Below are 23,923 nucleotides of genomic sequence, written 5' to 3'. Positions count from 1 at the left end.
TATTTATTATTTCTTAAATTTATTAATACAATCGATATAAGCCTCTACTGAAGCCGTTACGATATCTGTGTCTGCACCAAAGCCATAATATACATGACCATCGTATTCTACCTGCATGTGCACCTTACCAACATCATCACTTCCTTTATCAATAGCTTGAATTGTAAACTCCTTCAGTGTCATGCGCTTTGTGATGATTTTCTTCAGCGCACGTATAGCAGCATCTACAGGACCGTTTCCGGTAGCAGCTGCTTCAAACTTTTCACCAGAGATATCCAAGCCTATGCTGGCAACACTGCGAACGCCTTTACCCGTAGTAACCTGTAGATAATCAAGAGACAAAGCATGCACAGAAGCATTGTCTGCACCTGCAAGCATCAGCACATCATCATCAGTTACCTCTTTCTTCTTATCTGCCAAAAGAAGGAATTGCTTATATAACTTATCAAGCTTAGCATCATCGTTGACTGTTATACCATTAACTTCTAAACGGTATTTTAAAGCGGCCCGACCACTTCGAGCTGTAAGTACAATAGCGTTATCATCAAGACCCACATCTTTAGGATCCATAATCTCATAGGTCTGAACATTTTTAAGCACGCCATCCTGATGAATACCCGAAGAATGAGCAAAAGCATTACGGCCAACAATAGCCTTATTAGGCTGAACTGGCATATTCATCAAGCTAGACACCATACGACTGGTAGGTACGATTTTGGTTGTATTAATATTAGTATCTATTCCGATATGTTTATGGCATTTAAGAATCATCGCAACTTCTTCGAGTGAAGTGTTACCAGCACGCTCACCTATACCATTAATAGTAACCTCAACCTGACGGGCACCATTTAGAACACCTTGTAAAGTATTGGCAGTAGCCATACCTAAGTCATTGTGACAGTGAGTAGACAAACGAGCTTTATCCACTCCATCTACATGCTCCATCAAATACTTAATTTTAGCACCATATTCATCAGGCATACAATAACCTGTAGTATCTGGGATATTCACCACAGTGGCACCAGCCTTAATAACAGCCTCAACAACGCGAGCCAAATACTCATTATCTGTACGACCAGCATCTTCAGCATAAAACTCAACATCCTCAACATACTTTTTTGCATACTTGACAGCAGCAACAGCACGCTCTATAATTTCTTCACGATTGGAGTTGAACTTATATTTAATATGAGAATCGCTGGTACCAATACCGGTATGTATACGTTTATGCTTAGCATATTTTAGAGCTTCAGCAGCACAGTCGATATCCTTCTCTACCGCACGTGTCAGTGCACAGATTGTAGGCCACGTTACAGCCTTAGATATTTCAACCACAGAATTAAAATCACCTGGAGAAGAAATTGGGAAACCAGCTTCGATAACATCGACACCTAGCAATTCCAACTGTTTAGCCACCTGAATTTTCTCTACTGTATTCAGCTGACAACCAGGAACCTGCTCGCCATCACGAAGTGTTGTGTCAAAAATGTATAATCTGTCACTCATAATAATATAATGTTTTTATTAAGTTCAAATTAAAAAAGCCTCTCGCACCCGCAATCGGAAGTGTGAAAGGCTTTTGTATTTCTTACATCAGAGCTACAAGCACAAATCTTCACTTCCGGCCACTCGTTGTAGTCGAATTCGAATAATAATACTTAGTAGAATCTGATTTTTTGCCATTTTTCGGTCAATTTTAAATTTCGAATGCAAAGGTAATGAATTAAATTGATACAAACAAACAAATTATAACTTTTTTGCTATATTTCCTTTCAGTTTCGCATTATTTCTTTTATAAAGCCGTTAATATCATGTAATATATTCATATATAAAACAAAATAGCAGTATGTAAATACAAAATTCGCCATTAAGAGTTACCCCTTAATGGCGAATCTAATTTACTTATAAAAAAATATTTGATGTTTAGAAATTAACCTTCACTTTTGCCATCAAATTAAAGACCTGTAAATCATTAAATCCAAATTCTGTCCAAAGGTAATCTACAAATTCTGGAGTTACACCGATTTGCACCGTATGCTTAGGATTACAGTTGAAAAGTAAATCACAACCAAGCTTACCTGTCACTGCAGAATTACTATATGGTGAATACTTAGACCAACCATAACCAAGACCAGCAAATGGCTCAACTTCAAATATACGAGAACTCTTGTAAGCCATCGGACGAAAACGTATCTTAGATGAGAAATTTCCTAAAGAAGAACGCGTACCTGTAGCTGGTGCAATATTCAAATCTACACCAAGTCCTATCAGCTTATTTATGTAATAGCCTCCACTAACTTCCAAAGCACCCATAGTTTCGCTATCACCATTGGTAACAACATCTATTCCGCCGCCAAACTGTACATACCATCCTTTACCACGCTGAGCATTTGCATTCAGAACTCCCAAACTTGTTAAACAAAGAGCTACCAAAACTTTACCCCAAAAAAATTTCATACTTGAATCTATTTATATTAATAAACTTGAAATAATTCTGACTTGCAAAAGTATAAAAAAAAGAACAATTTGCAAAAAAATATTCTTTTTTCCTTATCTAGCAAAGAGTTCAAAGTTAGACTCGTGTACCACCGTTTTAACCATCTTCCTAAGTAACGACAAAGGATGGCCTGGATAATGTTTATCAAAGCCTTCCTTTTCTGAGAAATTACGAAGTATTGGGTGCTCATAATTTGAAGAATAAGGGTCAGCATTCCATTTCTGATTTCCATTTCTATTAAGCCAACCTTTTTGATCCAGCACCTCTCGTATTTCACGTTCTCTTCGTCCTATATTATCAATTTCATTAAAAGTACCTAAAAGTTCAAGACAACAATCATACAAATCAATATGCAACTTCACTTTGTAAGATGTTCCACCTGAATCTAAAATTGACTTTAAAATCGAATAAATATATCGATTACCATCATCAGTAATTCCATTACCAACTTCCACTAAGCCTTGTGTGTCTTCCAAAGTCTGATGAATACGCAGAATTAACAATTCAACATCGTCATAAGGCATTGCTTGAACACGTTTAATGGGGTAAGCTAGCAGATTTACTTCTGCCTGATTAGACATATATCCATAAGCAACAGCATCTACAGGGCTTTTTGGACGCTCAATTTCATAAAAACCTTTGGGTAATTCTAAAAATTCTGTTATTTCCATAATAGTGATTATTATTATTCGGTTGGTATTTTCTTCATTTTGTTAATGATACACTATAATCGGTTAACGCAGGCAAATTTAAAAAAAATATACAAAATAAGCATACTTTTTAAAATAAAAATTCTCTATTTTTTTAAACAGACAAAAAAGTAAAATTCACTTGAACTCAATCTAAACACCAATATAAAAAAAATACCCCCATAAATACTGATCTTAAAAAATTATCATACTATTTAAACCAACAACCCAAAATTTTATCTAATTTATTTTGTGAATTCATATTGATTCTAAAACTAAGACTTTAGCATTAGATTTATACATCTTTGACAACAAAAAATAATATAGCCACAAATTACTAAATTCACAAAAAAAATAGCTATATTTGCAATTTGTAAAAAACAAAAAAATACATGCCAACAAATCGTAAACAACGTAAAACATCTGCTCCTATCGATAATACGTATGGGCATCTGCAGCCACAGGAACCTGAGGTGGAAAAGGTTGTACTGGGTGCGCTCATGATTGACAATGATGCATTCTCAGTAATATCAGAACTGCTTAAACCAGAAACGTTCTACATACCTGCTCACCAGAAGATATACCAGGCAATACAGACACTCAACATGAATGAGCAACCTAGCGACTTTATTTCGGTTACCCAGCAGCTAAAAAAAGATGGCAATCTGGAGAAAGCCGGTGGTGCAGCTTATGTCACAGAACTGTCTTCACATGTTACCACATCTGCACGTATTTCTCACTATGCCAAAATTTTAGTACAGAAATATACCGCTAGACAGTTGATTTCATTTGCAGGTAAAATTGAAACAGGCGCATTCGATGACAGTGTAGACATAGATGAACTCATGCAACAAGCAGAAGGAGGCCTCTATGAGATATCACAGAATAACATGAAGCAAGACTACACGCAGATTGACCCTGTTATCAAAGAGGCACAAGAAATTCTACAACGTGCTGCAAGTAACAGTGGAGGTTTGACAGGTATTACCACAGGATATACAGATCTAGATGATGCTACTTCGGGTTGGCAGGCATCCGACTTAATTATTCTAGCAGGACGTCCAGCCATGGGTAAAACATCTTTTGCACTTAGTTTGGCCAAGAATGCAGCTATTGACAATAACATACCAGTAGCCTTCTTCTCTCTAGAAATGAACAACGTTCAGTTAGTAAACCGTTTGATTAGCAATGTCTGCGAAATTGAAGGTAAAAAGATACTGAACGGTAACATGGATCAACAAGACTGGCAGAGACTTGATGTAAACCTACGTAAAATGCAGGGTAAGCCACTATACATTGACGACACTCCGGGTCTCTCTATTTTTGAACTACGTACCAAAGCTCGCCGACTGGCGCGTGAGAAAGGTATAAAAATGATTATGATTGACTACTTGCAGTTAATGAATGCCAATGGTATGCGATTTGGAAACCGTCAGGAAGAGGTTTCTACGATTTCACGATCATTAAAAGGTCTAGCTAAAGAGTTAAATATACCAGTACTCGCCTTATCACAGTTAAATCGTACAGTAGAAAATCGTGAAGGCATTGAAGGTAAACGCCCACAGCTGAGCGACTTACGTGAATCTGGAGCCATTGAGCAAGATGCCGACATGGTACTCTTCGTTCATCGACCAGAATATTACCACATTTATCAAGATGAAAAAGGAAATGACTTACACGGCATGGCCCAAGTTATTATCGCAAAACATCGTAAAGGTAGTACAGGCGATGTACTGCTTACCTTTGAAGGCCAATATACTCGCTTTTCTAATCCTAGTGATGTAAGTATGGGGGCACTCCCGCCAACTATGGGAGGCGAGATATTGGGTTCTAACGTGGGCGCAGCCCCAGGTGCATTTCCACCACCAGACCCTAATGGTGGCGGAGGACCACTTCCCTTCTAAGACTTTTGAAATATATATAAAAAAGGCTGACGAAACTAATCGTCAGCCTTTTATATATCGATAAGCAAAATTACTTATCAAGTTCTGCATCTTTAGTTCTAGGATCAGCCTCACCATAACGGCCATAATAAGCCTGGTAGCGATTGTAACCCCAGTTTGCCTGCTGCTTATTAGGATCAAGCTCCTTAGCCTTATCAAGGTGCTTAATAGCCTCATCAAAGATGACATTACGTGTAGCCTTAACCATTTCATTAGAAGCCTTAACATTCAATACTGTACCAAGGTAAGTATGAACAATAGGATTCTCTGGCTGAACTTCTACTGCCAACTTCAAATAGTGGATAGCATCCTTCTCATTGTTCTCTGAGATAGCAAGCATACCAAGATCAGCAAGAGCAACGAAATTCTTAGGATTCTTAGCAAGTGCATCATTCAATACCTGTTTAGCACCAGCCTTATCCCCCATACCAGAGTATGTATTGTACAGTTTATCCAAGATTACATCATTATCAGGATATTGAGCCTGAAGTTCCTTCAATTTACCAATATAGTTCAAAGAATCTTCTTTAGTCTTCAAACCATCACCCATGATAAGAAGTTTCAAGTTAAACGCATTCTTAAACTCAGCAGTATCCTTCATAGCAACCTCTACATAACGGTTAGCAGCATCAAGTTTTTTAGCCTGATAAGCATAAACTGCAGCGAAACGAGCAACCTGGCCACGATAAGAATCTTCAGCCTTACGCTTATCCTCACCAATGCTCTTAAAGAGATCAGAAGATTCTGAATCGAGGAAAGTACCCCAATACTTCAATACATTATCAGCATCCTGCTTCTGTGCAGCAGCCTGACCACCATTAACGAGATCAGTATGTACAGGCCAAAGACGATCAGCCAAACCCGTATACTTAGGTTTTACCTTACCTTTTTCATTAGGCTCTGCATCATATTTAACACATTCCTGAGCAGCGTTAAGAGCATCAACAGCAGCATTATACATACCAATAGTATCATAAGCCTGGTTCTTATCACTCTGCTTCAACTGATCATTCATTTGGTTTTGTGTAACAATCTTACTTTCATTGTTATACTTGTTCATAGCCAACTCGACCAACTGATTATAAGCCTTAGCCTTTTCAGCAGCATTTGCAAGATTATTGAGGTTCTGCTCCAAAAGAGCCTTAGCCTCAGCATAAGTGCCAGCTTTCAAGATCTGCTTCAATGCTTCACTGTCACCAGCAAAAGCTGTGCTTGCTCCAAGAAGCATTACAGCTGCAATCATTACTTTTTTCATAACTTTTTAATTTAAAGGGTTATTGTTATTTATTTTCTAATTCTATTCGATTTCCAAGTAAACACACAAACCCGATATCAGTTTTATCAGGTCTATACCTTATATATTATGTACTTAACTCGAATACCTAAGAAATGTTGTTTTTTCGAACAAAAAATTTTAAGAAAATTCCCCTATCACTTGATTTTCATCAAATGACAGGGAATAACCTTATATTATTCGAAATCTACAGGAGTATTATCATCTGAAGTATCAGCTTTAACCTCCTCATCATCAGCAGATTCTACTGTTTCTACAGGAGCTGCACTACCAGTAGTATCAGCTTTGATTTCTTCAGATTTCTTAGCCCACTGAGCACGACTTTCTTCTTCTACACTTGCTTCAAGTTCGCTACTCATTACCTTACATACACTAGCAATGATATCGTTCTTTTTAGAAAGGTTAATGAGACGAACACCCTGAGTAGCACGACCCATAACTCTTACATCAGCCACAGAAAGACGGATAGCAATACCACTCTTATTGATAATCATCAAGTCATTCTCATCAGTTACATTCTTAATAGCAACCAAGCGACCTGTTTTCTCAGTAATAGCGAGTGTCTTTACGCCCTTACCACCACGGTTAGTGATACGATAGTCTTCTACTTGCGAACGTTTACCATAACCCTGCTCGCTGACAACCATAACTGTTTCAACATCAGCATTGTTAACAGGTACCATTCCAACTACTGCATCATCATCACCATCGAGTTTCATACCACGCACACCAGTCGCAGTACGACCCATTGTACGTATAGTATTCTCATGGAATCGGCACGCACGACCATTACGGTTAGCGATAATCAGTTCATTCTCACCATTAGTCAGACGTACATCAACCAATTCATCACCCTCAGCAAGGTTAATAGCAATTACACCATTAGCACGAGGACGAGAGTAAGCCTCAAGACAAGTCTTCTTCACAGTACCATTCTTAGTAGCAAAGATGACATAGTGACTATTAATAAACTCTTCGTCAGTAAGTGTTCTCAATCGCAGGAATCCATTAACAGCATCATCCTTTTCGATGTTCAGCATATTCTGGATAGCACGACCCTTAGAGTTTCTGTCACCTTCTGGAATTTCATAACACTTAAGCCAGTAACAACGTCCTTTCTTTGTAAAGATCAGCATTGTCTGATGCATTGTTGCTGGATAAATATTCTCAGTAAAGTCTTGTTCGCGAGTACGAGCGCCCTTACTACCGACGCCACCACGAGCCTGTTCACGGAAATCACTTAGCGGAGTACGCTTAATATAGCCCAAGTGGCTCACAGTGATTACAACAGGATCATTTGGATAGAAGTCCTCAGGATTAAATTCCTCTGAAGAATATTTGATTTCGGTACGACGAGCGTCACCATATTTTTCTTTTACCTCGAGGAGTTCATCCTTCATCACCTTCTTACAAAGTTCAGGATCGCTCAATATCTGATTATAGTAATCTATCATGCGCTCCAACTCTTCATATTCAGCATGCAACTGATCCATACGTAGACCTGTAAGCTGACTAAGACGCATATCAACGATAGCCTTACTCTGCAGTTCATCCAGTTCGAAACGCTGTTCCAAGTTACGCTGAGCATCAGCAGGAGTTTTGCTTGCACGAATAATATGTACTACTTCGTCGATATTATCACAAGCAATAATTAAGCCTTCGAGGATATGAGCACGTTCCTGCGCTTTTTTCAATTCATACTGAGTACGTCGGATAGTAACATCGTGACGATGCTCCACGAAATATTTTACACAATCTTTCAGACCGAGCAAACGTGGACGACCCTTTACAAGAGCAATACAGTTTACAGAGAAAGAACTCTGCAAAGCTGTCATCTTGAAGAGTTTATTCAGAATAACGTTAGCATTGCTGTCACGCTTCAAATCGACAACGATACGCATACCCTGACGGCCAGATTCATCATTGACATTAGAAATGCCATCGATTTTACCTTCCTTAACGAGTTCTGCAATATATTCGATAAGCTGAGCCTTATTGACACCATAAGGAATCTCAGTAACAACAATTTTGTCATGATTATCATCGCTCTCGATTTCAGCCTTAGCACGCATTACCACACGTCCACGACCGGTTTCATAAGCCTGACGAACACCTTGTATACCATATATATAAGCACCAGTAGGGAAATCAGGAGCTTTAATATACTGCATCAGACCATCGAGATCTATATCAGGATTATCAATATAAGCACAGCAACCATCAATGACCTCACCGAGATTATGAGTAGGAATATTAGTAGCCATACCAACGGCAATACCATTAGCACCATTTACCAACAGATTAGGAATTTTAGTAGGCATCACACTTGGTTCCTTCAATGTATCATCGAAGTTATTCGTCATGTCTACAGTATCCTTATCAAGGTCATCCATGATATGCTCACCCATCTTGCTCAGACGACACTCGGTATAACGCATAGCAGCAGGAGAGTCACCATCCACAGAACCAAAGTTACCCTGGCCATCAACCAGAAGATAACGCATATTCCAGTCTTGGCCCATACGAACGAGGGCGCCATAAACAGAAGAGTCACCATGTGGGTGATACTTACCAAGAACCTCACCTACTACACGGGCACATTTCTTATAGGCATTATTGCTAGTATTACCAATACCAAGCATACCATAAAGGATACGACGATGAACAGGTTTGAAGCCATCTCGTACATCAGGGAGCGCACGAGCCACAATAACCGACATAGAATAGTCGATATATGACTTTTTCATCTCCTCTTCAATGTTGATCCTCAAGATTCTGTCATTGTCAATTGTCTGATTTTCGTCCATTGTTTAAAAATATCTATTTTTCGTTGTAAAATTCACGCTAAGGCCCTTTATTTTCGTTCTAAGCGATTTCGGGTCTCAAAAACGAAGCAAATTTAATACATTTTTCTGAGATAGAAAAGCCTTAGAACGAAAAAAAATGGCTTATAGGCTATTATAAAATAACTAAGAACCCTTTCTCTTAAGTTTTTTTCTACGTTCATATAGCTCAGCAGAAGCAGTAAAGAAAACATCTCCACTCGAATTAAGAGCAGTTTCTACACTATCCTGTATCACACCGATAATAAAACCAACAGCTACCGCTTGCATCGCCACGTCATTTCCGATACCAAGAAACGAGCAGGCTAAAGGTACAAGCAATAATGAACCTCCAGCTACACCTGATGCTCCACAAGCACCTATCGTTGCTATAATACTTAAAAATAGAGCATGGTAGAAATTAACATCTACACCTACTGTATGTGCCACTGCAAGCGACATTACAGTAATTGTTACAGCAGCACCATCCATATTAATTGTAGCTCCCAAAGGAATACTTACAGAATAAAATTCCTCATCAAGGCCCAATCGTTTACAAAGCGCCATATTTATAGGTATATTAGCTGCAGAAGAACGAGTAAAAAAAGCATTTACCCCACTTTCTTTTAAACAGGTAAAAAGTAGAGGATATGGATTTTTCCGGATTAGAAAAAAGGATATTATCGGATTAAATATAAGTGCATTGATCAACATACACCCTACAAGAACAAGAACAAGATGTCCATAAGTTGTAAATATCTCCATGCCACTTTCAGAGACAGCCGAAAATACCAAACCAAAAATACCAAATGGAGCAAACTGAATAATCCACTTTATAACTACTGAAATTACATCTGCCAAACCGCTTACTAAATCAATAACAGCAGGTTTAGCTATTTTTTTCATGGCTAAACCTATTAAAACTGACCAAAACAAAATACCAACATAGTTAGCATTACTTACAGAAGCGACCGGATTACTTACCAAATTAATTAATAAGTTAACAAAAACATTTGACAGTGTACTAGGCATAGTACTATCTACCGTTTTTTCCAAAAAAAGAGTAACCGGAAATAGCATACTAACCACGACGGCACACAAAGCTGCAATAAAAGTACTCAGCAGATACTGACCAATAACAACAGAGAATCGATTTCCCACACTACCCGTAGCCTTCGCTATACTTGAAGTTACCAATACAGCAACAAGTATTGGGGCTATAGCCTTCAAAGCACTAACAAAGATATTTCCAAAAACAGAAATACCACTCCACTCTGGTACAACAACCCCCAAAATAGCTCCTAAAACTAATCCAATACAAATACGAAGTACTAAACTAATATTGGTCCATGCTACCAAAAAACGTTTTAAATAAAACATGATTATTAAATGATATAAAAAGACATTTTAAATGTTTCAACATAAACGCTTCCAAAGGTAATATGATAAATTGTAACAAACAAATTATTTTCACGAAACTTTCAGCTTTTCGAATATAAATAGGAAAAAATATAACACCCCATTTCTGGATAATATAGTCATATAAAAAGTTGGCAATCTGAGATATTTTTTTACATCTTTATTATTGATTTTCAATCACTTACAAAGTAAGCAAAAGAATAATATCATAGTATAATTTTAACACTGTAGACATACAACTTCTTCGATAACAAGCCACAGTCATTACAGGAATGTTACATTGAAAACACAAAACAACTCATGCTTTTTAGAATTTCTTATCACGAATCGGAGTAGAATATAATAGATTCCGTCTGTCCTGACAGCAACACATGCATCCACGATAGGAATGATATACCAACATAGCCGCTGTTTTGTTGTCTATCGTGGACGAAGCCATCCCACAATACCTCTGTCTCAAGTGTAGGATCAACAGCCCGACCGACTATCTAGTGCGAGTAGACAACCGTAACGAGGGATAGGCAGCACAACCCTTCCTCCGTTTTCATGCATGTGATATCGCTCACCTACATTTCGTTGGGACGATACGGTACAATCTCCTTTAATCTGGTCATACTCCTATTGGCAATATCTTCAGAGGTTTTGATTCTACAAAGATAAATAATAATCATGAGATACATACCGATCAACACAAGCATACAGTGTTTGTTCTAAGCAATTTGGGCATAAAAATGTGCATTTTGCTAAACAAATTTTCATCTCTTAGTCATTTTATACTTTTAATACAACTATATCTCTTTACCTTACTTCCCTACTACTTCTTACTTCTATACTTTGCGTCTTTGCAATCTTTGCGAGAAAATAATATCAAAGTTCATTATGGTCATTTGTCAAATAAAATAGCAAAAAAGCGAGATCTACGAAAATTGCAATCTAGCTCGAAATATTCAACTTTTGGTCTACCCTATTTACATTCCACCACTACACCACACATGCACTTGCGACAAAACCATAGTTATTGATGGGTAAAAGCATACATTTAACTGATAACTACTATGGTTTTACAACATAAACCTTATGGTTTTAAGCCGTAAAACCTATGCTTTGATCAAACATCTTGTCAAATCGCCAAAACAAAAAAAGGATAATATACTATATATCAAGTATTTACATAAAGCTGCGAAAATTTGAATATTTGAGGCATACAACATATCAAACTCCAAATATGCAAGCCACGAAGCACTTCCTGTCAATTTAATTCAAAAGATTCCAACTTGATCGCTTATTACATTATTTCTAAATCATAATTCTATCTACACGAAAACTTGTAATAAACAAAGTATTTAGACAAAACCTCGCACATAATTAAGGAAACATATCATATTATCACAAAAAAATAAGTATCTTTGCAATTCGACAAAAAAAGCAATAATGACTCCCAAGGAGATATTAAAGAAATATTACGGATATGATTCTTTCCGACCAAATCAGGAAGATATTATCAATGAGGTAATGGCAGGCAAAGACTGTTTTGTTTTGATGCCTACTGGTGGCGGTAAAAGTCTGTGTTACCAAATTCCAGCATTGGCTATGCCTGGAACAGCTGTCATTGTATCACCTCTCATTTCGCTGATGCACGATCAAGTAGAAGCTCTTAAAGCCAACGGTATCCCTGCAGAAGCTCTCAATTCAGAGAATAACCCTGAAGAAGAAACAATAATTCGACGCAGATGCTTTTCTGGTGACCTCAAATTGATCTACGTTTCACCAGAAAAGCTATTGAGCGAAATTCCTTATCTATTTAAAAGTATTAAGATTTCTTTATTTGCGATAGACGAGGCTCACTGTATCAGCCAATGGGGACATGACTTCAGACCAGAATATGCTAATCTGGGAATCATTCACGAAAGTTTCCCCGGAATACCGGTCATGGCACTTACAGCAACTGCCGACAAACTGACCCGACAGGATATCGTAAAACTACTTCATCTAAACGGCAGAACCTTCATCAGCAGTTTTGACCGACCTAATTTGTCACTTGCCGTAAAGCGAGGTTATCGCAAAAAAGAAAAACTGCAATACATTTCTCGTTTAATGCAACGACACCCTGGCGAAGCTGGCATCATCTACTGCCTTTCACGCAAAAATGCTGAAAAAGTTGCAGAAGAACTATCTGCTTCTACCGGCATCAATTGTGAAGCCTATCACGCAGGTATGAGCACACAAGAGAGAGCTCGAATTCAAGAAGGATTCAAGATGGATCAAATACAAGTGGTATGTGCAACTATAGCCTTCGGTATGGGTATCGACAAAAGTAATGTAAGATGGGTAGTACATTATAATTTGCCCAAAAGCATCGAAAGCTTTTATCAGGAAATCGGTAGAGCTGGGCGCGACGGTGCTCCAGCAGAAACAGTACTCTTCTATAGTCTTGCCGATATCATTCAGTTACGAAAATTTGCAGAAGATAGCGGACAGCAAGGCATTAATATGGAAAAATTAAAAAGAATGCAAGAGTATGCAGAAGCTCAAGTATGTCGTCGACGCATACTTCTCAACTACTTTGGTGAGCAAACTGCACACGAATGTAAGCACTGCGATATCTGCGAAAATCCACCACAAAAGTTTGAAGGCACTGTTATTGTACAAAAAGCACTTAGCGCTGTTGCACGTACAAACGAGATGTGCGGTGTCAGCACATGTATCGAGATATTAAGAGGACTACATAGCAGCACCGTGATGCGTTTGCATTACGACCAGTTGCCAACCTTTGGCGTTGGTAAAGAAACCAGCAGTGATGACTGGCAAGACTATATTCTGCAGATGATGCAAATGGGATTTACAGAAATTGCTTACAATCAACATAATGCACTTAAAATCACATCATTAGGTTGGGATGTTTTACGTGGAAAACGAAAAGTACAACTAGCTGTCATTGACAGAAGTACAGAGTATGCACCCAACAAACATTCTTCTGCCACTAAAGGTGTACCGAAAGCACATCTTAGTGCAGTCCAATTAGGCTTAAAAGCCCAAATTGAAAGTTCTACAAGAATGAATACCGCTAGAACCAAAATTACCAACGGTAATATGAAATCTACAGAACTTATCGCACAACTTGGACTACAAGAAGACAACGCTCTGTTCCAAAGAATAAGACAGCTACGACTGGATTTGGCCCAAGAACAAGGCTATCCAGCATATATCGTCCTTAATGATAAAGTGCTACACACTCTGGCTACTATCAAACCAACAACAATCGAACAGTTTGGAGCTATCGATGGCGTAGGTGAATACAAAACAAAAAAATATGGACAGATATTCATTGACGCCATCAAGAAATATCTCAAAGAATCATAAACAAACCAAAGATAAATTTGGTTATTTCATTTTTTACTATTAATTTTGCACTACAGAAAAAATAAATATTATGGGATTAGAAATTGTTATCGGACTTATCGTTGTAGCCCTTGTCGGTTGGGCTATTTGTGAATTTAAATATAAAGCACTTCCATTTGAACACGCTCCAGAAGAGGAAGAAGGTTGGGAAGAGTTTAAAGAGCACTTGGAGGCAAATGGCAACCATGAGCTTAACATTCGCGAAATCATGGCTAACAACAGCACAAATGGCTTCGATGCTGTAGATTCTGCAGACGCTGAATAAAAACAATAGGAAATAATATTAATACATAATATGAAGCACTAGGTTACAAAGCTAATCTGGTGCTTTTTTTTGCAATGAACAAAAAAAGAAAAAAGAAAACAAATAAAGAAAAGATATACACTGCCACTTTTATAATTTTGGCTTTAATATTCTTTACACTTTATATCGCACCCTGGAATTTTATAACCGAAATAAGATACGATAAAAAATGGCCTTACCACGATCAAACAAGTGGAAGCTATTCTGGAGACTACGATGGTATCGATATATCACGTCATCAAGGAAAAATAAGATGGGATGAGTTGAAAAAGAACACACATATTCAGTTTATCTACATCAAGGCTACTGAAGGACTGACACTTAATGATCCTTGCTACGAGGAAAACATCAAGAATGCCCGCAAACATGGATTCAAAGTTGGATCATATCATTTCCTAAGTAAAGGTTCACTAGGAGAACTACAATTCCTTCATTTTTATCATGTTATCAATAAAAGCGAACAAGATTTAAGACCTGTTATAGACGTCGAGGATGATGGAACTTTTGGTTGGAGTCGCAGTCAGATACAATCCCATCTGAAAGGCTTTATTCGCGCTTGCGAAATGATATATGGTGTACAGCCTATTATCTATTGCAGCGCCTCGTACTATAAAGATTATTTATCACCTGAATTTGATGAATACTTACACTTTATTGCCAGCTATAGTGGCAAACCTGTCTTGCCTGGAGAACCAACCTATGACATATGGCAATTTTCCAGAAAAGGTAGAATACCTGGTATATGGAATTGGGTTGACCTAAATCGATTTGCTAAAGGAATGAATGTAGAAGAAATTCTATGGCATAAATAAAAATTTTTACCATTTTTACTTTTTGACTGAATATTCCTAGGTTTTATCATTCTATTTTAAAAAAAATGTCTACATTTGTAGCGAAAACATTGATCATTAAACTAACTCATATGAATCAACAAGATTTAGACCAAATCAAGGCTAGAGGTATCTCTGAAGCCAAACTTGAAAAGCAACTCAACCAGTTTAAAACAGGTTTTCCCTTTTTAAAGCTTGAAAGTGCCGCAGCTATCAACAAAGGCATTATAGCTCCTGCTGATGCAGAACAGAAGGCATATATCAGCACATGGGAAGACTACAAGAACGAAGGACACAAAATTCTGAAATTTGTACCTGCTTCAGGTGCGGCGAGCCGTATGTTTAAGAATCTATTTGAATTCTTAAGTGCTGACTATAACGTTCCAACTACAGATTTCGAAAAAAATTTCTTTAATAATATTAAGAAGTTTGCTTTCTACAAAGCTCTTGATGCTCAATGCGTGAAGAATGAAAATGGCAAGCATATCGAAGAACTTGTCAGTGAAGGCAATTTTAAAAATATTATAGCTAATTTGCTTGAAGCCAAAGGCCTAAACTATGGTCAATTGCCAAAGGGTCTACTGCAATTCCATGAATATGATGAGAATGAAGTACGTACACCTATGGAAGAACATCTAGTAGAAGCTGCACTTTATGCAAATTCAAACGGGGAAGCAAATATACACTTCACCGTTAGTCATGACCATTTAGAACTTTTCGAAAAAATGGTAGCAGACAAAGCTCCTATCTATGAGAAGAAGTTTGGCATCAAATATAATATTTCTTTTTCTGAACAAAAAGCTAGTACCGATACTATAGCTGCCAATGAGGATAATACTCCATTCCGTAACGAAGACGGCTCACTTTTGTTCCGTCCAGGTGGCCATGGCGCACTTATCGAGAATCTAAATGCTATTGATGCCGACGTCATATTCATTAAGAATATCGACAATGTTGTTCCTGACAGACTGAAGCAAGATACCGTAACTTGGAAACAGGTTATTGCAGGTGTACTTATCTCATTGCAGAAAAAAGCTTTTGAATATCTTCAAATTCTCGATAGTGGTAGCTATAACCACGATAAACTTGAAGAAATTATTCGCTTTATTCAGCGCGATCTTTGCTGCAGAAGAACAGATATTAAAGAATTAGAAGATGCAGATTTAGTCATCTACTTACGGAAAAAGCTTAACCGACCAATGCGTGTATGCGGTGTCGTTAAAAATGTAGGTGAACCTGGCGGTGGTCCGTTCCTTACATACAATCAAGACGGTACTATCAGCTTACAGATTCTTGAATCTTCTCAGATTGATCAAAATAACGAAGAATACCTTAAAATGTTTAAGAACGGCACTCATTTCAACCCGGTAGATTTGGTTTGTGCTACAAAAGACTACAAAGGTAATAAGTTTGATTTGCCAAAATACGTAGATGAAACGACAGGGTTTATCAGCAGTAAGAGTAAGAATGGCAAACAACTGAAAGCACTAGAGTTGCCAGGACTTTGGAATGGTAGCATGAGCGACTGGAACACAGTATTTGTAGAAGTGCCTTTAAGCACATTCAACCCAGTAAAAACTGTCAACGACTTACTAAGAGACGCTCATCAAGGCAAAGCATAAAACAATACAAAAAGGGGCTTGATTATTGATATCAAAGCCCCTTTTTTAGATCCTTAAAGTTGAAGTTTAATTTCCTTTATCAGTTGTACCATAGCGATTTAGGTTTCATAGTACTTTAATTGTACCAAATTTCTCCTCCAAGTTTCTCTTCTAAACATTCTTTTTTTGTATGAACTTTTGAGTAATCCTTGAAGATAACTTGCTTTTTTGAGTCATTAATTTTCATGATGTAAACGATTAAAATGAGTTAATATTAAATGTATGTGAGTAAATGAATTATTGTTTATATTTTCGCTCTACTTAAGTTTGCTGCAAATATATATAAAAATAAAATAAAAAGCAAGCTATATCGTTACAAATTATAGGTTTTAACTCTTTTTCAAAGATAATACCAGCTTCAACCAAATAACTCAAAATTAAATGAAATCCACATATCATCATGTTTAAATAGAAATTATTCCATACATTTCTGAATTCGCGATGTTCTTATCTAATAAAGCAAGTTAAATGTTTAAAAAATAGAGCCTATATTCAAAATTTTAAGTAACTTTGTAGAAAACAAACCATAAAAAGCTTATGTCCGAAACAAAATTCGAATTCACTGCTGAAGAGAGAGAAGAAACAACTCAGCTACTTGAACATGTCAAGCAGGCCATCGGAGACACTCTTCAGGAAAATGACGAAAAGAAAATATACGAACACATCAAGGAAGGATTAGAACGAGGGCAGTTTCAACGAGACATTTTCGGACTCAACCCTATCCTTCATGCTCTAAGAACAGCAAAAATAGCTGTAGATGAGATTAACTTAAAACGCGATGGTGTATTATCTATACTTGCTTATTACAGCGTAGTCAATGGTTATAATACCATTGACGACATACAAGCTAAATTTGGAGATAGCGTCGCTCATATTATACGTGGGCTCGTCCGCATACATGATCTATACAAGAAAAACCCAGTAATAGAAAGTGAAAATTTCCGTAATCTGCTCATATCGTTTTCTGAAGATATGCGAGTTATTCTGATTATGATAGCAGACCGAGTAAACGTCATGAGACAGATTAGGGATACTAACGCCGTAGAAGCCCGCCATCAAGTAGCAGAAGAAGCAAGTTATCTGTATGCACCCCTCGCCCATAAATTAGGTTTGTATACTTTAAAAAGTGAACTAGAGGATTTGTCTCTTAAATACCTTGAGCATGATGCTTACTATATGATCAAGGATAAACTGAATGCGACTAAGGCAACACGTGATGCTTATATAGCTCGTTTTATCAAACCTGTTGAAGAGAAATTGAAAGCTGCAGGATTAAAATTTCATATCAAAGGAAGAACCAAAAGTATACACTCTATTTGGCAAAAGATGAAAAAGCAGAAATGTGGATTCGAAGGTATCTATGACCTCTTTGCTATCCGCATTATTCTTGACTCTCCTTTTGATAAAGAAAAGATGCAATGCTGGCAGGTATATTCCATTATAACAGACATGTATCAACCTAACCCTAAACGATTACGCGATTGGTTAAGTGTTCCTAAAAGTAATGGTTACGAGTGTCTGCATATCACGGTTCTTGGTCCAGAAAATAAATGGGTTGAGTGTCAGATTCGTACAGAAAGAATGGACGAAATCGCAGAACATGGTCTTGCAGCTCATTGGCGTTACAAAGGCATCAAGAGTGAAGGAGGCATAGATGGTTGGCTGGCTAACATACGTTCTGCATTGGAAAGCAAAGATGACTTGCAACTCATGGATCAGTTCAAACTCGATCTCTATGAAGACGAGGTTTATGTTTTCACACCAAAGGGAGATTTATTAAAATTTCCAAAAGGTGCAACCATACTCGACTTTGCTTACCATATTCACTCCAACATAGGTAACACCTGTATCGGTGGTAAGGTAAATGGTAAAGCTGTCAGTTTCAGAACACCAATGAAATCTGGTGATACCATTGAGATTCTGACACAAAGCAATCAAAAGCCAAAGGATGAATGGGTAAAAATAGTTCAGACGTCACGAGCTAAAGCCAAAATAAGACTAGCATTAAAAGAGACCCAACGCAAAGAAGGTCTTTATGCTAAAGAAATTCTGGAACGAAGATTTAAGAATAAGAAGGTTGATTTGGAAGAAAGTCTGATTGCACAAGTGATCAAAAAAATGGGTTACAAAGAAAACTCAGACTTCTACAAAGATATCGCAGAAGAAAAACTCGATCCTAATACTGTTATCGATCGATATATCGAACTTCAAGAGCACAAAGAAAAAACAGGCGATGGCGTTCCGGCTGTGAGTGCTGAAAAATTTGAGTTTGAAAATCCAAACGAAGAAGTTCTCAAACAGAAGGAAGACGTACTGACTATTGATCAAGACTTAAAAGGTATAGACTATAAACTTGCAAAATGTTGTCATCCTATCTATGGCGATTCTATATTCGGTTTCGTAACGGTTAATGGTGGTATCACGATTCACAGAACTGACTGTCCGAATGCCCCAGAGTTACGTTCTCGATTTGGCTATCGCATAGTTAAAGCAAAATGGAGCGGAAAAGGTAGCAGTCAATATGCCATTAGCTTACGTATAGTAGGTAATGATGACATTGGTATCGTAAGCAACATTACGAATCTTATCTCAAAAGAAGACAAGTTGACGATGCGCAGTATACGTATCGACAGTAATGACGGCCTCTTTTCCGGTAATATTGTAGTACAACTTGATGATACCAGTAAACTTAATGCCCTGATCAAGAAATTAAGTGCCATCAAAGGTGTTAAGCAAGTTACAAGACTATAAACAGGTTATTCATCTCTAGATAAATAAGTAAGTTACAAGGTGTGCATCATGCAATAATGCACACCTTGTAACGTTATAATACTAATGAAAAGAACTATTTTATTCGTCACAATAATATGGTTGAGTGCCTTGCAGGCTATCGCTCAACAATTCATACTTCAAGGGAAGGTTATGGATCAGGATATGAACCCCGTAGAACTGGCCACAGTAGCTTGTATAAAACAAGGTAAAGTTACAATGACCTCACTAAAGGGCGAATATTCCATAACCTTACAATCAGCAGATTCTGTCGTTATCCGCTTTTCAATGGTAGGCTATAAGACTAAGACAAGAGTTCTTCGTAGACCTAGAGGAAAACAAACCCTACAAATTCAACTTTTCAGTGATAACACCCTAAGCGAAGTTGAAGTTCAAGGAGAGCGAATACAAACTGGCCAAAATCAAGAACTGAATAAAGAAGATTTGAAAAAAATGCCATCGGCAAATGGCAATGCCGTAGAAGCTCTTATACAGTCACAAGCAGGTGTTTCTACGCATTCTGAATTATCATCACAATATAATGTTAGAGGTGGTACATTCAACGAAAACTCTGTATACATCAATGGTGTAGAAATATTCAGACCTTTCCTTGTTCGCTCTGGACAGCAAGAAGGGCTTAGTATCATCAACCCATATATGGTAGACCGTATTCATTTCTCTACCGGTGGCTTCGCTGCCAAATATGGTGATAAAATGAGTTCTGCATTAGATATCACCTACAAAAATCTTACACCTAAAAACGGGCATAAATTTACACACGAAGGAAACATAAGTGCTAGTTTATTAGGAGCAGATACCTATTTCGGATTTGGAACAAAAAAAATAAGTTGGCTCAACTCTATAAGATATAAAACCAATAAATATCTCATGGGAAGTACTGAGACTTCCGGTGAGTACCGTCCCAATTTTCTAGATTTCCAAACCTACTTAAACTATCGTCCTAACGAAAGATGGAAAATTGATTTTATTGGCAATATTTCTGATAACCATTACAATTTTAAGCCTAAAGACAGAGAAACCTCTTTTGGCACACTGGAAAATATAACTAATTTCAGAGTATATTTTGACGGCGAAGAAAAAGACCATTTTCTCACCTACTTCGGTACTGTCGGACTTACACGTTTTATCAACAAACAAACAAGTGTTTCACTTATAGGTAGCGCCTTCAGCACAAAAGAGCAAGAGACATACGACATACAAGGACAATATTGGCTTGATGATACAGAAACAACGCAAAACTTAGGTGTGGGAACCTACTTCCAACATACACGAAATTATCTGAAAGCAAATGTTCTCAGCGCTAAACTCATGTTACAACACAAAAGCAAAAAACATGAAGTAGAAGCTGGACTTAATTGGAAAAAAGAACATGTAGAGGAAAACTCACTTGAATATGAAATGCGCGACTCTGCCGGGTATAGCATACCCCATACAGGTACAGATCTCAACATGATTTATTCGCTCAAAGCACAAAATACACTTGACGCAAATCGCATCGAGGTATACGCCCAAGATACTTACCGCTTTTCTAGCAAAGGCGAGCATACCCATTTCACGCTTAACTATGGTGTGCGCATGAGCCATTGGAACTTTAATAAAGAAACTATTTTAAGCCCACGTGTATCACTCGGCATCATACCTGCTTACAGCGAAAACACAACATTCCGCATAGCAACAGGCTTATACTACCAGACCCCATTTTTCAAGGAACTGCGCGATACTACAATAACAAATGGTATTACTACAGCCACCCTGAATCATAAAATCAAAAGTCAACAGAGTATTCACTTCATCTTAGGATACGACTATCGTTTTAAGCTCAACAACCGCAGATACAGATTTAGTAGTGAACTGTACTATAAAGCACTACGAAATCTGGTACCATATTCTGTCAACAATGTACAGGTTATCTATTATGGCGACAATAAGGCCACAGGACACGCCATGGGATTAGACATGAAACTCTATGGAGAATTTGTACCAGGAACAGATAGCTGGCTTAGTTTATCACTGATGAATACTCGCATGAATTTTAATGGCGTAAGCATGCCACTGCCAACAGATCAACGGTATGCCATTAATCTCTTCTTCACTGACTACATGCCTGGTACCGAAAAATGGAAAGTTAATCTAAACATAGCCGTTGCCGATGGACTACCCTTCTCTGCACCACACAAGGAATTAGAACGTAATAATTTCCGTGCACCAGCTTACAGACGTGTAGATTTAGGTATGAGCTATCGATTACTCGACAATGAAAAGCGTGAAAAGAAAACCATCTTCAAGAATATATGGCTCGGACTGGACGTCCTCAACCTTTTCGATATCAACAATGTTAACAGCTATATATGGATAACAGATGTCACCAACCAACAATATGCCGTACCAAACTATCTGACAGGCCGACAAATTAATGGGCGCATTAGTTTTGATTTCTAATAAAATATTAGTATCTTTGCACGGTTATTATAAAATACGACTAAACGGAAAAATAATATAAATTATATTATGAGTAAGCAATTAGAAAAGATTAAAGAACTGATCGCTAAGCGCGAACAGGCACGTCTTGGTGGTGGCCAAAAAGCTATCGACAAACAGCACGCACGTGGTAAATACACCGCACGTGAACGTATCGACATGCTCGTTGATGAAGGTAGCTTCGAGGAATATGATATGTTTAAGCTCCATCGCTGTCATAACTTTGGCATGGAGAAGAAACAATACCTCGGCGACGGTGTCGTAGCCGGTTCAGCAACTATCGATGGTCGATTAGTATATGTTTATGCTCAGGACTTTACCGTTAATGGTGGTTCACTTTCAGAGACCATGGCAGAAAAAATCTGCAAGGTTATGGATATGGCCATGAAAATGGGTGCTCCTGTTATCTGCATGAACGACTCTGGAGGAGCACGAATACAGGAAGGTATCTCAGCTCTCGCTGGTTACGGTGAACTTTTTGAACGTAATATTCTTGCCAGTGGTGTAGTTCCTCAGATTTCAGCCATCATGGGTCCTTGTGCCGGTGGTGCAGTTTACTCTCCTGCTCTTACCGACTTCATCATCATGAAGGAAGGTACATCGTACATGTTCCTTACAGGTCCAAAGGTAGTAAAGACTGTAACTGGTGAGGATATCGATGCAGAGCATCTTGGTGGTGCTTCAGTACACGCTTCTAAGAGTGGTGTTACTCACTTCACTGCTAAAACTGAGGAAGAAGTATTTGAGTTGATTAAGACTTTGCTTTCTTATCTTCCATCAAACAATATGGAAGAAGCTCCTCGCACAGAATGTACAGACCCTATCAATCGTATGGATGACAGTTTGAACGCTATTATCCCAGAAGACCCTAACCAGGCATATGATATGTATAAGGTTATTGCAGCAGTTACCGACAATGGCGAGTTTTTTGAGGTTCAGCCTAAATTTGCAAAAAATATAATCACAGGTTTCGCTCGTTTCAACGGTCAGAGTGTAGGTATCGTTGCAAACCAGCCAGCAGCATACGCAGGTGTTCTCGATGTTAACGCTAGCCGTAAAGGTGCACGCTTTGTACGCTTCTGTGATGCATTCAACATTCCTATTGTTTCTTTGGTAGACGTTCCAGGTTTCTTACCAGGTACAGGTCAGGAGTACAATGCAGTTATCCAGCATGGTGCCAAATTGCTTTATGCCTACGGTGAAGCTACAGTGCCTAAGATTACGATTACTCTCCGTAAGAGCTATGGTGGTAGTCACATTGTTATGGGCTGCAAGCAGCTTCGTGCTGACCTCAACTTCGCATGGCCTTCTGCAGAAATCGCAGTTATGGGTGCTAGTGGTGCTGTTGCTATTCTTTGTGGTAAAGAGGCTAAAGCAGTTAAGGAAGAAGGTGGAGATGTTAAGGCATTCCTCGCTGAAAAAGAAGATGAATATACTGAGCAATTTGCAAATCCTTATCAGGCAGCTCAGTTCGGTTACATCGATGATGTTATCGAACCAAGAAACACTCGTTTCCGTATCTGCCGTGGTTTAGCACAACTCCGTACAAAACGCCAGACTCTTCCTGCTAAGAAGCATGGTTGCGAGCCAATGTAATCGAGTCACATATACTAAAATCAATAGTTATGGATAAGAATATATATGCAGCCATTGCTATGGCTATCTATGAATACCAGGGCAATAATGTTCACGATAAGGAATCAGGTATTATCACTATTAAACCAAAGGAAACTTTATGGAACGCTAAGCCATTTGGTATTACTCCTAGGCCATAAGCAATACATCAATAACATTTAA

General features: G+C 38.0%; 15 protein-coding genes. 9 read left to right on the top strand and 6 right to left on the bottom strand.

Annotation, left to right across the window (positions count from 1 at the left end; all coding sequences use genetic code 11):
• Nucleotides 1-6: 6 nt before the first annotated feature.
• The 3 genes from L6471_RS08210 to L6471_RS08200 form a co-directional block, all read right to left on the bottom strand.
• Nucleotides 7-1,506, bottom strand: a complete 1,500-nt coding sequence (locus L6471_RS08210) for a 2-isopropylmalate synthase (RefSeq protein ID WP_006283252.1) — start codon at nt 1,504-1,506, stop codon at nt 7-9.
• Nucleotides 1,507-1,923: 417 nt separating this feature from the next.
• Nucleotides 1,924-2,457 (bottom strand): outer membrane beta-barrel protein, encoded by a 534-nt coding sequence (locus L6471_RS08205; RefSeq protein ID WP_237797671.1) that lies wholly within the window; start codon nt 2,455-2,457, stop codon nt 1,924-1,926.
• 93 nt (nt 2,458-2,550) lie between these two features.
• Nucleotides 2,551-3,168 (bottom strand): hypothetical protein, encoded by a 618-nt coding sequence (locus L6471_RS08200; protein WP_027453735.1) that lies wholly within the window; start codon nt 3,166-3,168, stop codon nt 2,551-2,553.
• Nucleotides 3,169-3,578: 410 nt separating this feature from the next.
• On the opposite strand from L6471_RS08200, the gene dnaB reads away from it, so the two are divergent.
• The gene (dnaB, locus tag L6471_RS08195) at nt 3,579-5,090 is read left to right on the top strand and encodes a replicative DNA helicase (protein ID WP_006283255.1); all 1,512 of its coding nucleotides are present in this window, start codon (nt 3,579-3,581) and stop codon (nt 5,088-5,090) included.
• A 70-nt stretch (nt 5,091-5,160) separates the two neighbouring features.
• Here the strand turns inward: dnaB and L6471_RS08190 are convergent, their stop codons facing one another.
• From L6471_RS08190 to sstT, 3 genes are all read right to left on the bottom strand, one after another.
• Nucleotides 5,161-6,384 carry a tetratricopeptide repeat protein gene (locus L6471_RS08190; protein WP_036858186.1) on the bottom strand — a complete coding sequence of 408 codons (1,224 nt, stop codon included), beginning with the start codon at nt 6,382-6,384 and terminating at the stop codon, nt 5,161-5,163.
• Nucleotides 6,385-6,599: 215 nt separating this feature from the next.
• The gene (gyrA, locus tag L6471_RS08185) at nt 6,600-9,230 is read right to left on the bottom strand and encodes a DNA gyrase subunit A (protein WP_074548271.1); all 2,631 of its coding nucleotides are present in this window, start codon (nt 9,228-9,230) and stop codon (nt 6,600-6,602) included.
• 162 nt (nt 9,231-9,392) lie between these two features.
• A complete protein-coding gene (gene sstT / locus L6471_RS08180; RefSeq protein WP_027453733.1) occupies nt 9,393-10,625 on the bottom strand; it encodes a serine/threonine transporter SstT in 1,233 nt (410 codons plus the stop codon).
• Nucleotides 10,626-12,095: 1,470 nt separating this feature from the next.
• On the opposite strand from sstT, the gene L6471_RS08175 reads away from it, so the two are divergent.
• The 8 genes from L6471_RS08175 (at nt 12,096) to L6471_RS08140 (ending at nt 23,901) form a co-directional block, all read left to right on the top strand.
• Nucleotides 12,096-14,024, top strand: coding sequence for a RecQ family ATP-dependent DNA helicase (locus tag L6471_RS08175; protein ID WP_237797670.1), 1,929 nt, complete (start codon nt 12,096-12,098; stop codon nt 14,022-14,024).
• A gap of 70 nt (nt 14,025-14,094) precedes the next feature.
• Nucleotides 14,095-14,328 (top strand): hypothetical protein, encoded by a 234-nt coding sequence (locus L6471_RS08170; RefSeq protein ID WP_006282288.1) that lies wholly within the window; start codon nt 14,095-14,097, stop codon nt 14,326-14,328.
• Between the two features lie 137 nt (nt 14,329-14,465).
• Nucleotides 14,466-15,179 carry a glycoside hydrolase family 25 protein gene (locus tag L6471_RS08165; protein WP_237797669.1) on the top strand — a complete coding sequence of 238 codons (714 nt, stop codon included), beginning with the start codon at nt 14,466-14,468 and terminating at the stop codon, nt 15,177-15,179.
• A gap of 110 nt (nt 15,180-15,289) precedes the next feature.
• Nucleotides 15,290-16,819 (top strand): DUF4301 family protein, encoded by a 1,530-nt coding sequence (locus tag L6471_RS08160; RefSeq protein ID WP_237797731.1) that lies wholly within the window; start codon nt 15,290-15,292, stop codon nt 16,817-16,819.
• 576 nt (nt 16,820-17,395) lie between these two features.
• A complete protein-coding gene (locus L6471_RS08155; protein WP_237797668.1) occupies nt 17,396-19,609 on the top strand; it encodes a RelA/SpoT family protein in 2,214 nt (737 codons plus the stop codon).
• 84 nt (nt 19,610-19,693) lie between these two features.
• Nucleotides 19,694-22,087 carry a TonB-dependent receptor gene (locus L6471_RS08150; protein WP_237797667.1) on the top strand — a complete coding sequence of 798 codons (2,394 nt, stop codon included), beginning with the start codon at nt 19,694-19,696 and terminating at the stop codon, nt 22,085-22,087.
• A 69-nt stretch (nt 22,088-22,156) separates the two neighbouring features.
• On the top strand, nt 22,157-23,722 hold the full coding sequence (locus tag L6471_RS08145) for an acyl-CoA carboxylase subunit beta (protein ID WP_006282293.1): 1,566 nt from the start codon (nt 22,157-22,159) through the stop codon (nt 23,720-23,722).
• 29 nt (nt 23,723-23,751) lie between these two features.
• The gene (locus L6471_RS08140; protein WP_006282294.1) at nt 23,752-23,901 is read left to right on the top strand and encodes a hypothetical protein; all 150 of its coding nucleotides are present in this window, start codon (nt 23,752-23,754) and stop codon (nt 23,899-23,901) included.
• Nucleotides 23,902-23,923: the final 22 nt, after the last annotated feature.

The sequence above is a fragment of the Segatella bryantii genome (assembly GCF_022024215.1).
Classification (GTDB): Bacteria; Bacteroidota; Bacteroidia; order Bacteroidales; family Bacteroidaceae; genus Prevotella; species Prevotella bryantii.
Note: the sequence above shows the minus strand (reverse complement) of the source record. Positions and strands in the feature narration are given on the sequence as shown.

What these genes read in the sequence shown, in the direction of transcription:
- L6471_RS08210 (WP_006283252.1), bottom strand. Translation starts at nt 1,506, where the DNA reads ATGAGTGACAGATTATACATTTTTGACACAACACTTCGTGATGGCGAG.
- L6471_RS08205 (WP_237797671.1), bottom strand. Translation starts at nt 2,457, where the DNA reads ATGAAATTTTTTTGGGGTAAAGTTTTGGTAGCTCTTTGTTTAACAAGT.
- L6471_RS08200 (WP_027453735.1), bottom strand. Translation starts at nt 3,168, where the DNA reads ATGGAAATAACAGAATTTTTAGAATTACCCAAAGGTTTTTATGAAATT.
- dnaB (WP_006283255.1), top strand. Translation starts at nt 3,579, where the DNA reads ATGCCAACAAATCGTAAACAACGTAAAACATCTGCTCCTATCGATAAT.
- L6471_RS08190 (WP_036858186.1), bottom strand. Translation starts at nt 6,384, where the DNA reads ATGAAAAAAGTAATGATTGCAGCTGTAATGCTTCTTGGAGCAAGCACA.
- gyrA (WP_074548271.1), bottom strand. Translation starts at nt 9,230, where the DNA reads ATGGACGAAAATCAGACAATTGACAATGACAGAATCTTGAGGATCAAC.
- sstT (WP_027453733.1), bottom strand. Translation starts at nt 10,625, where the DNA reads ATGTTTTATTTAAAACGTTTTTTGGTAGCATGGACCAATATTAGTTTA.
- L6471_RS08175 (WP_237797670.1), top strand. Translation starts at nt 12,096, where the DNA reads ATGACTCCCAAGGAGATATTAAAGAAATATTACGGATATGATTCTTTC.
- L6471_RS08170 (WP_006282288.1), top strand. Translation starts at nt 14,095, where the DNA reads ATGGGATTAGAAATTGTTATCGGACTTATCGTTGTAGCCCTTGTCGGT.
- L6471_RS08160 (WP_237797731.1), top strand. Translation starts at nt 15,290, where the DNA reads ATGAATCAACAAGATTTAGACCAAATCAAGGCTAGAGGTATCTCTGAA.
- L6471_RS08155 (WP_237797668.1), top strand. Translation starts at nt 17,396, where the DNA reads ATGTCCGAAACAAAATTCGAATTCACTGCTGAAGAGAGAGAAGAAACA.
- L6471_RS08150 (WP_237797667.1), top strand. Translation starts at nt 19,694, where the DNA reads ATGAAAAGAACTATTTTATTCGTCACAATAATATGGTTGAGTGCCTTG.
- L6471_RS08145 (WP_006282293.1), top strand. Translation starts at nt 22,157, where the DNA reads ATGAGTAAGCAATTAGAAAAGATTAAAGAACTGATCGCTAAGCGCGAA.
- L6471_RS08140 (WP_006282294.1), top strand. Translation starts at nt 23,752, where the DNA reads ATGGATAAGAATATATATGCAGCCATTGCTATGGCTATCTATGAATAC.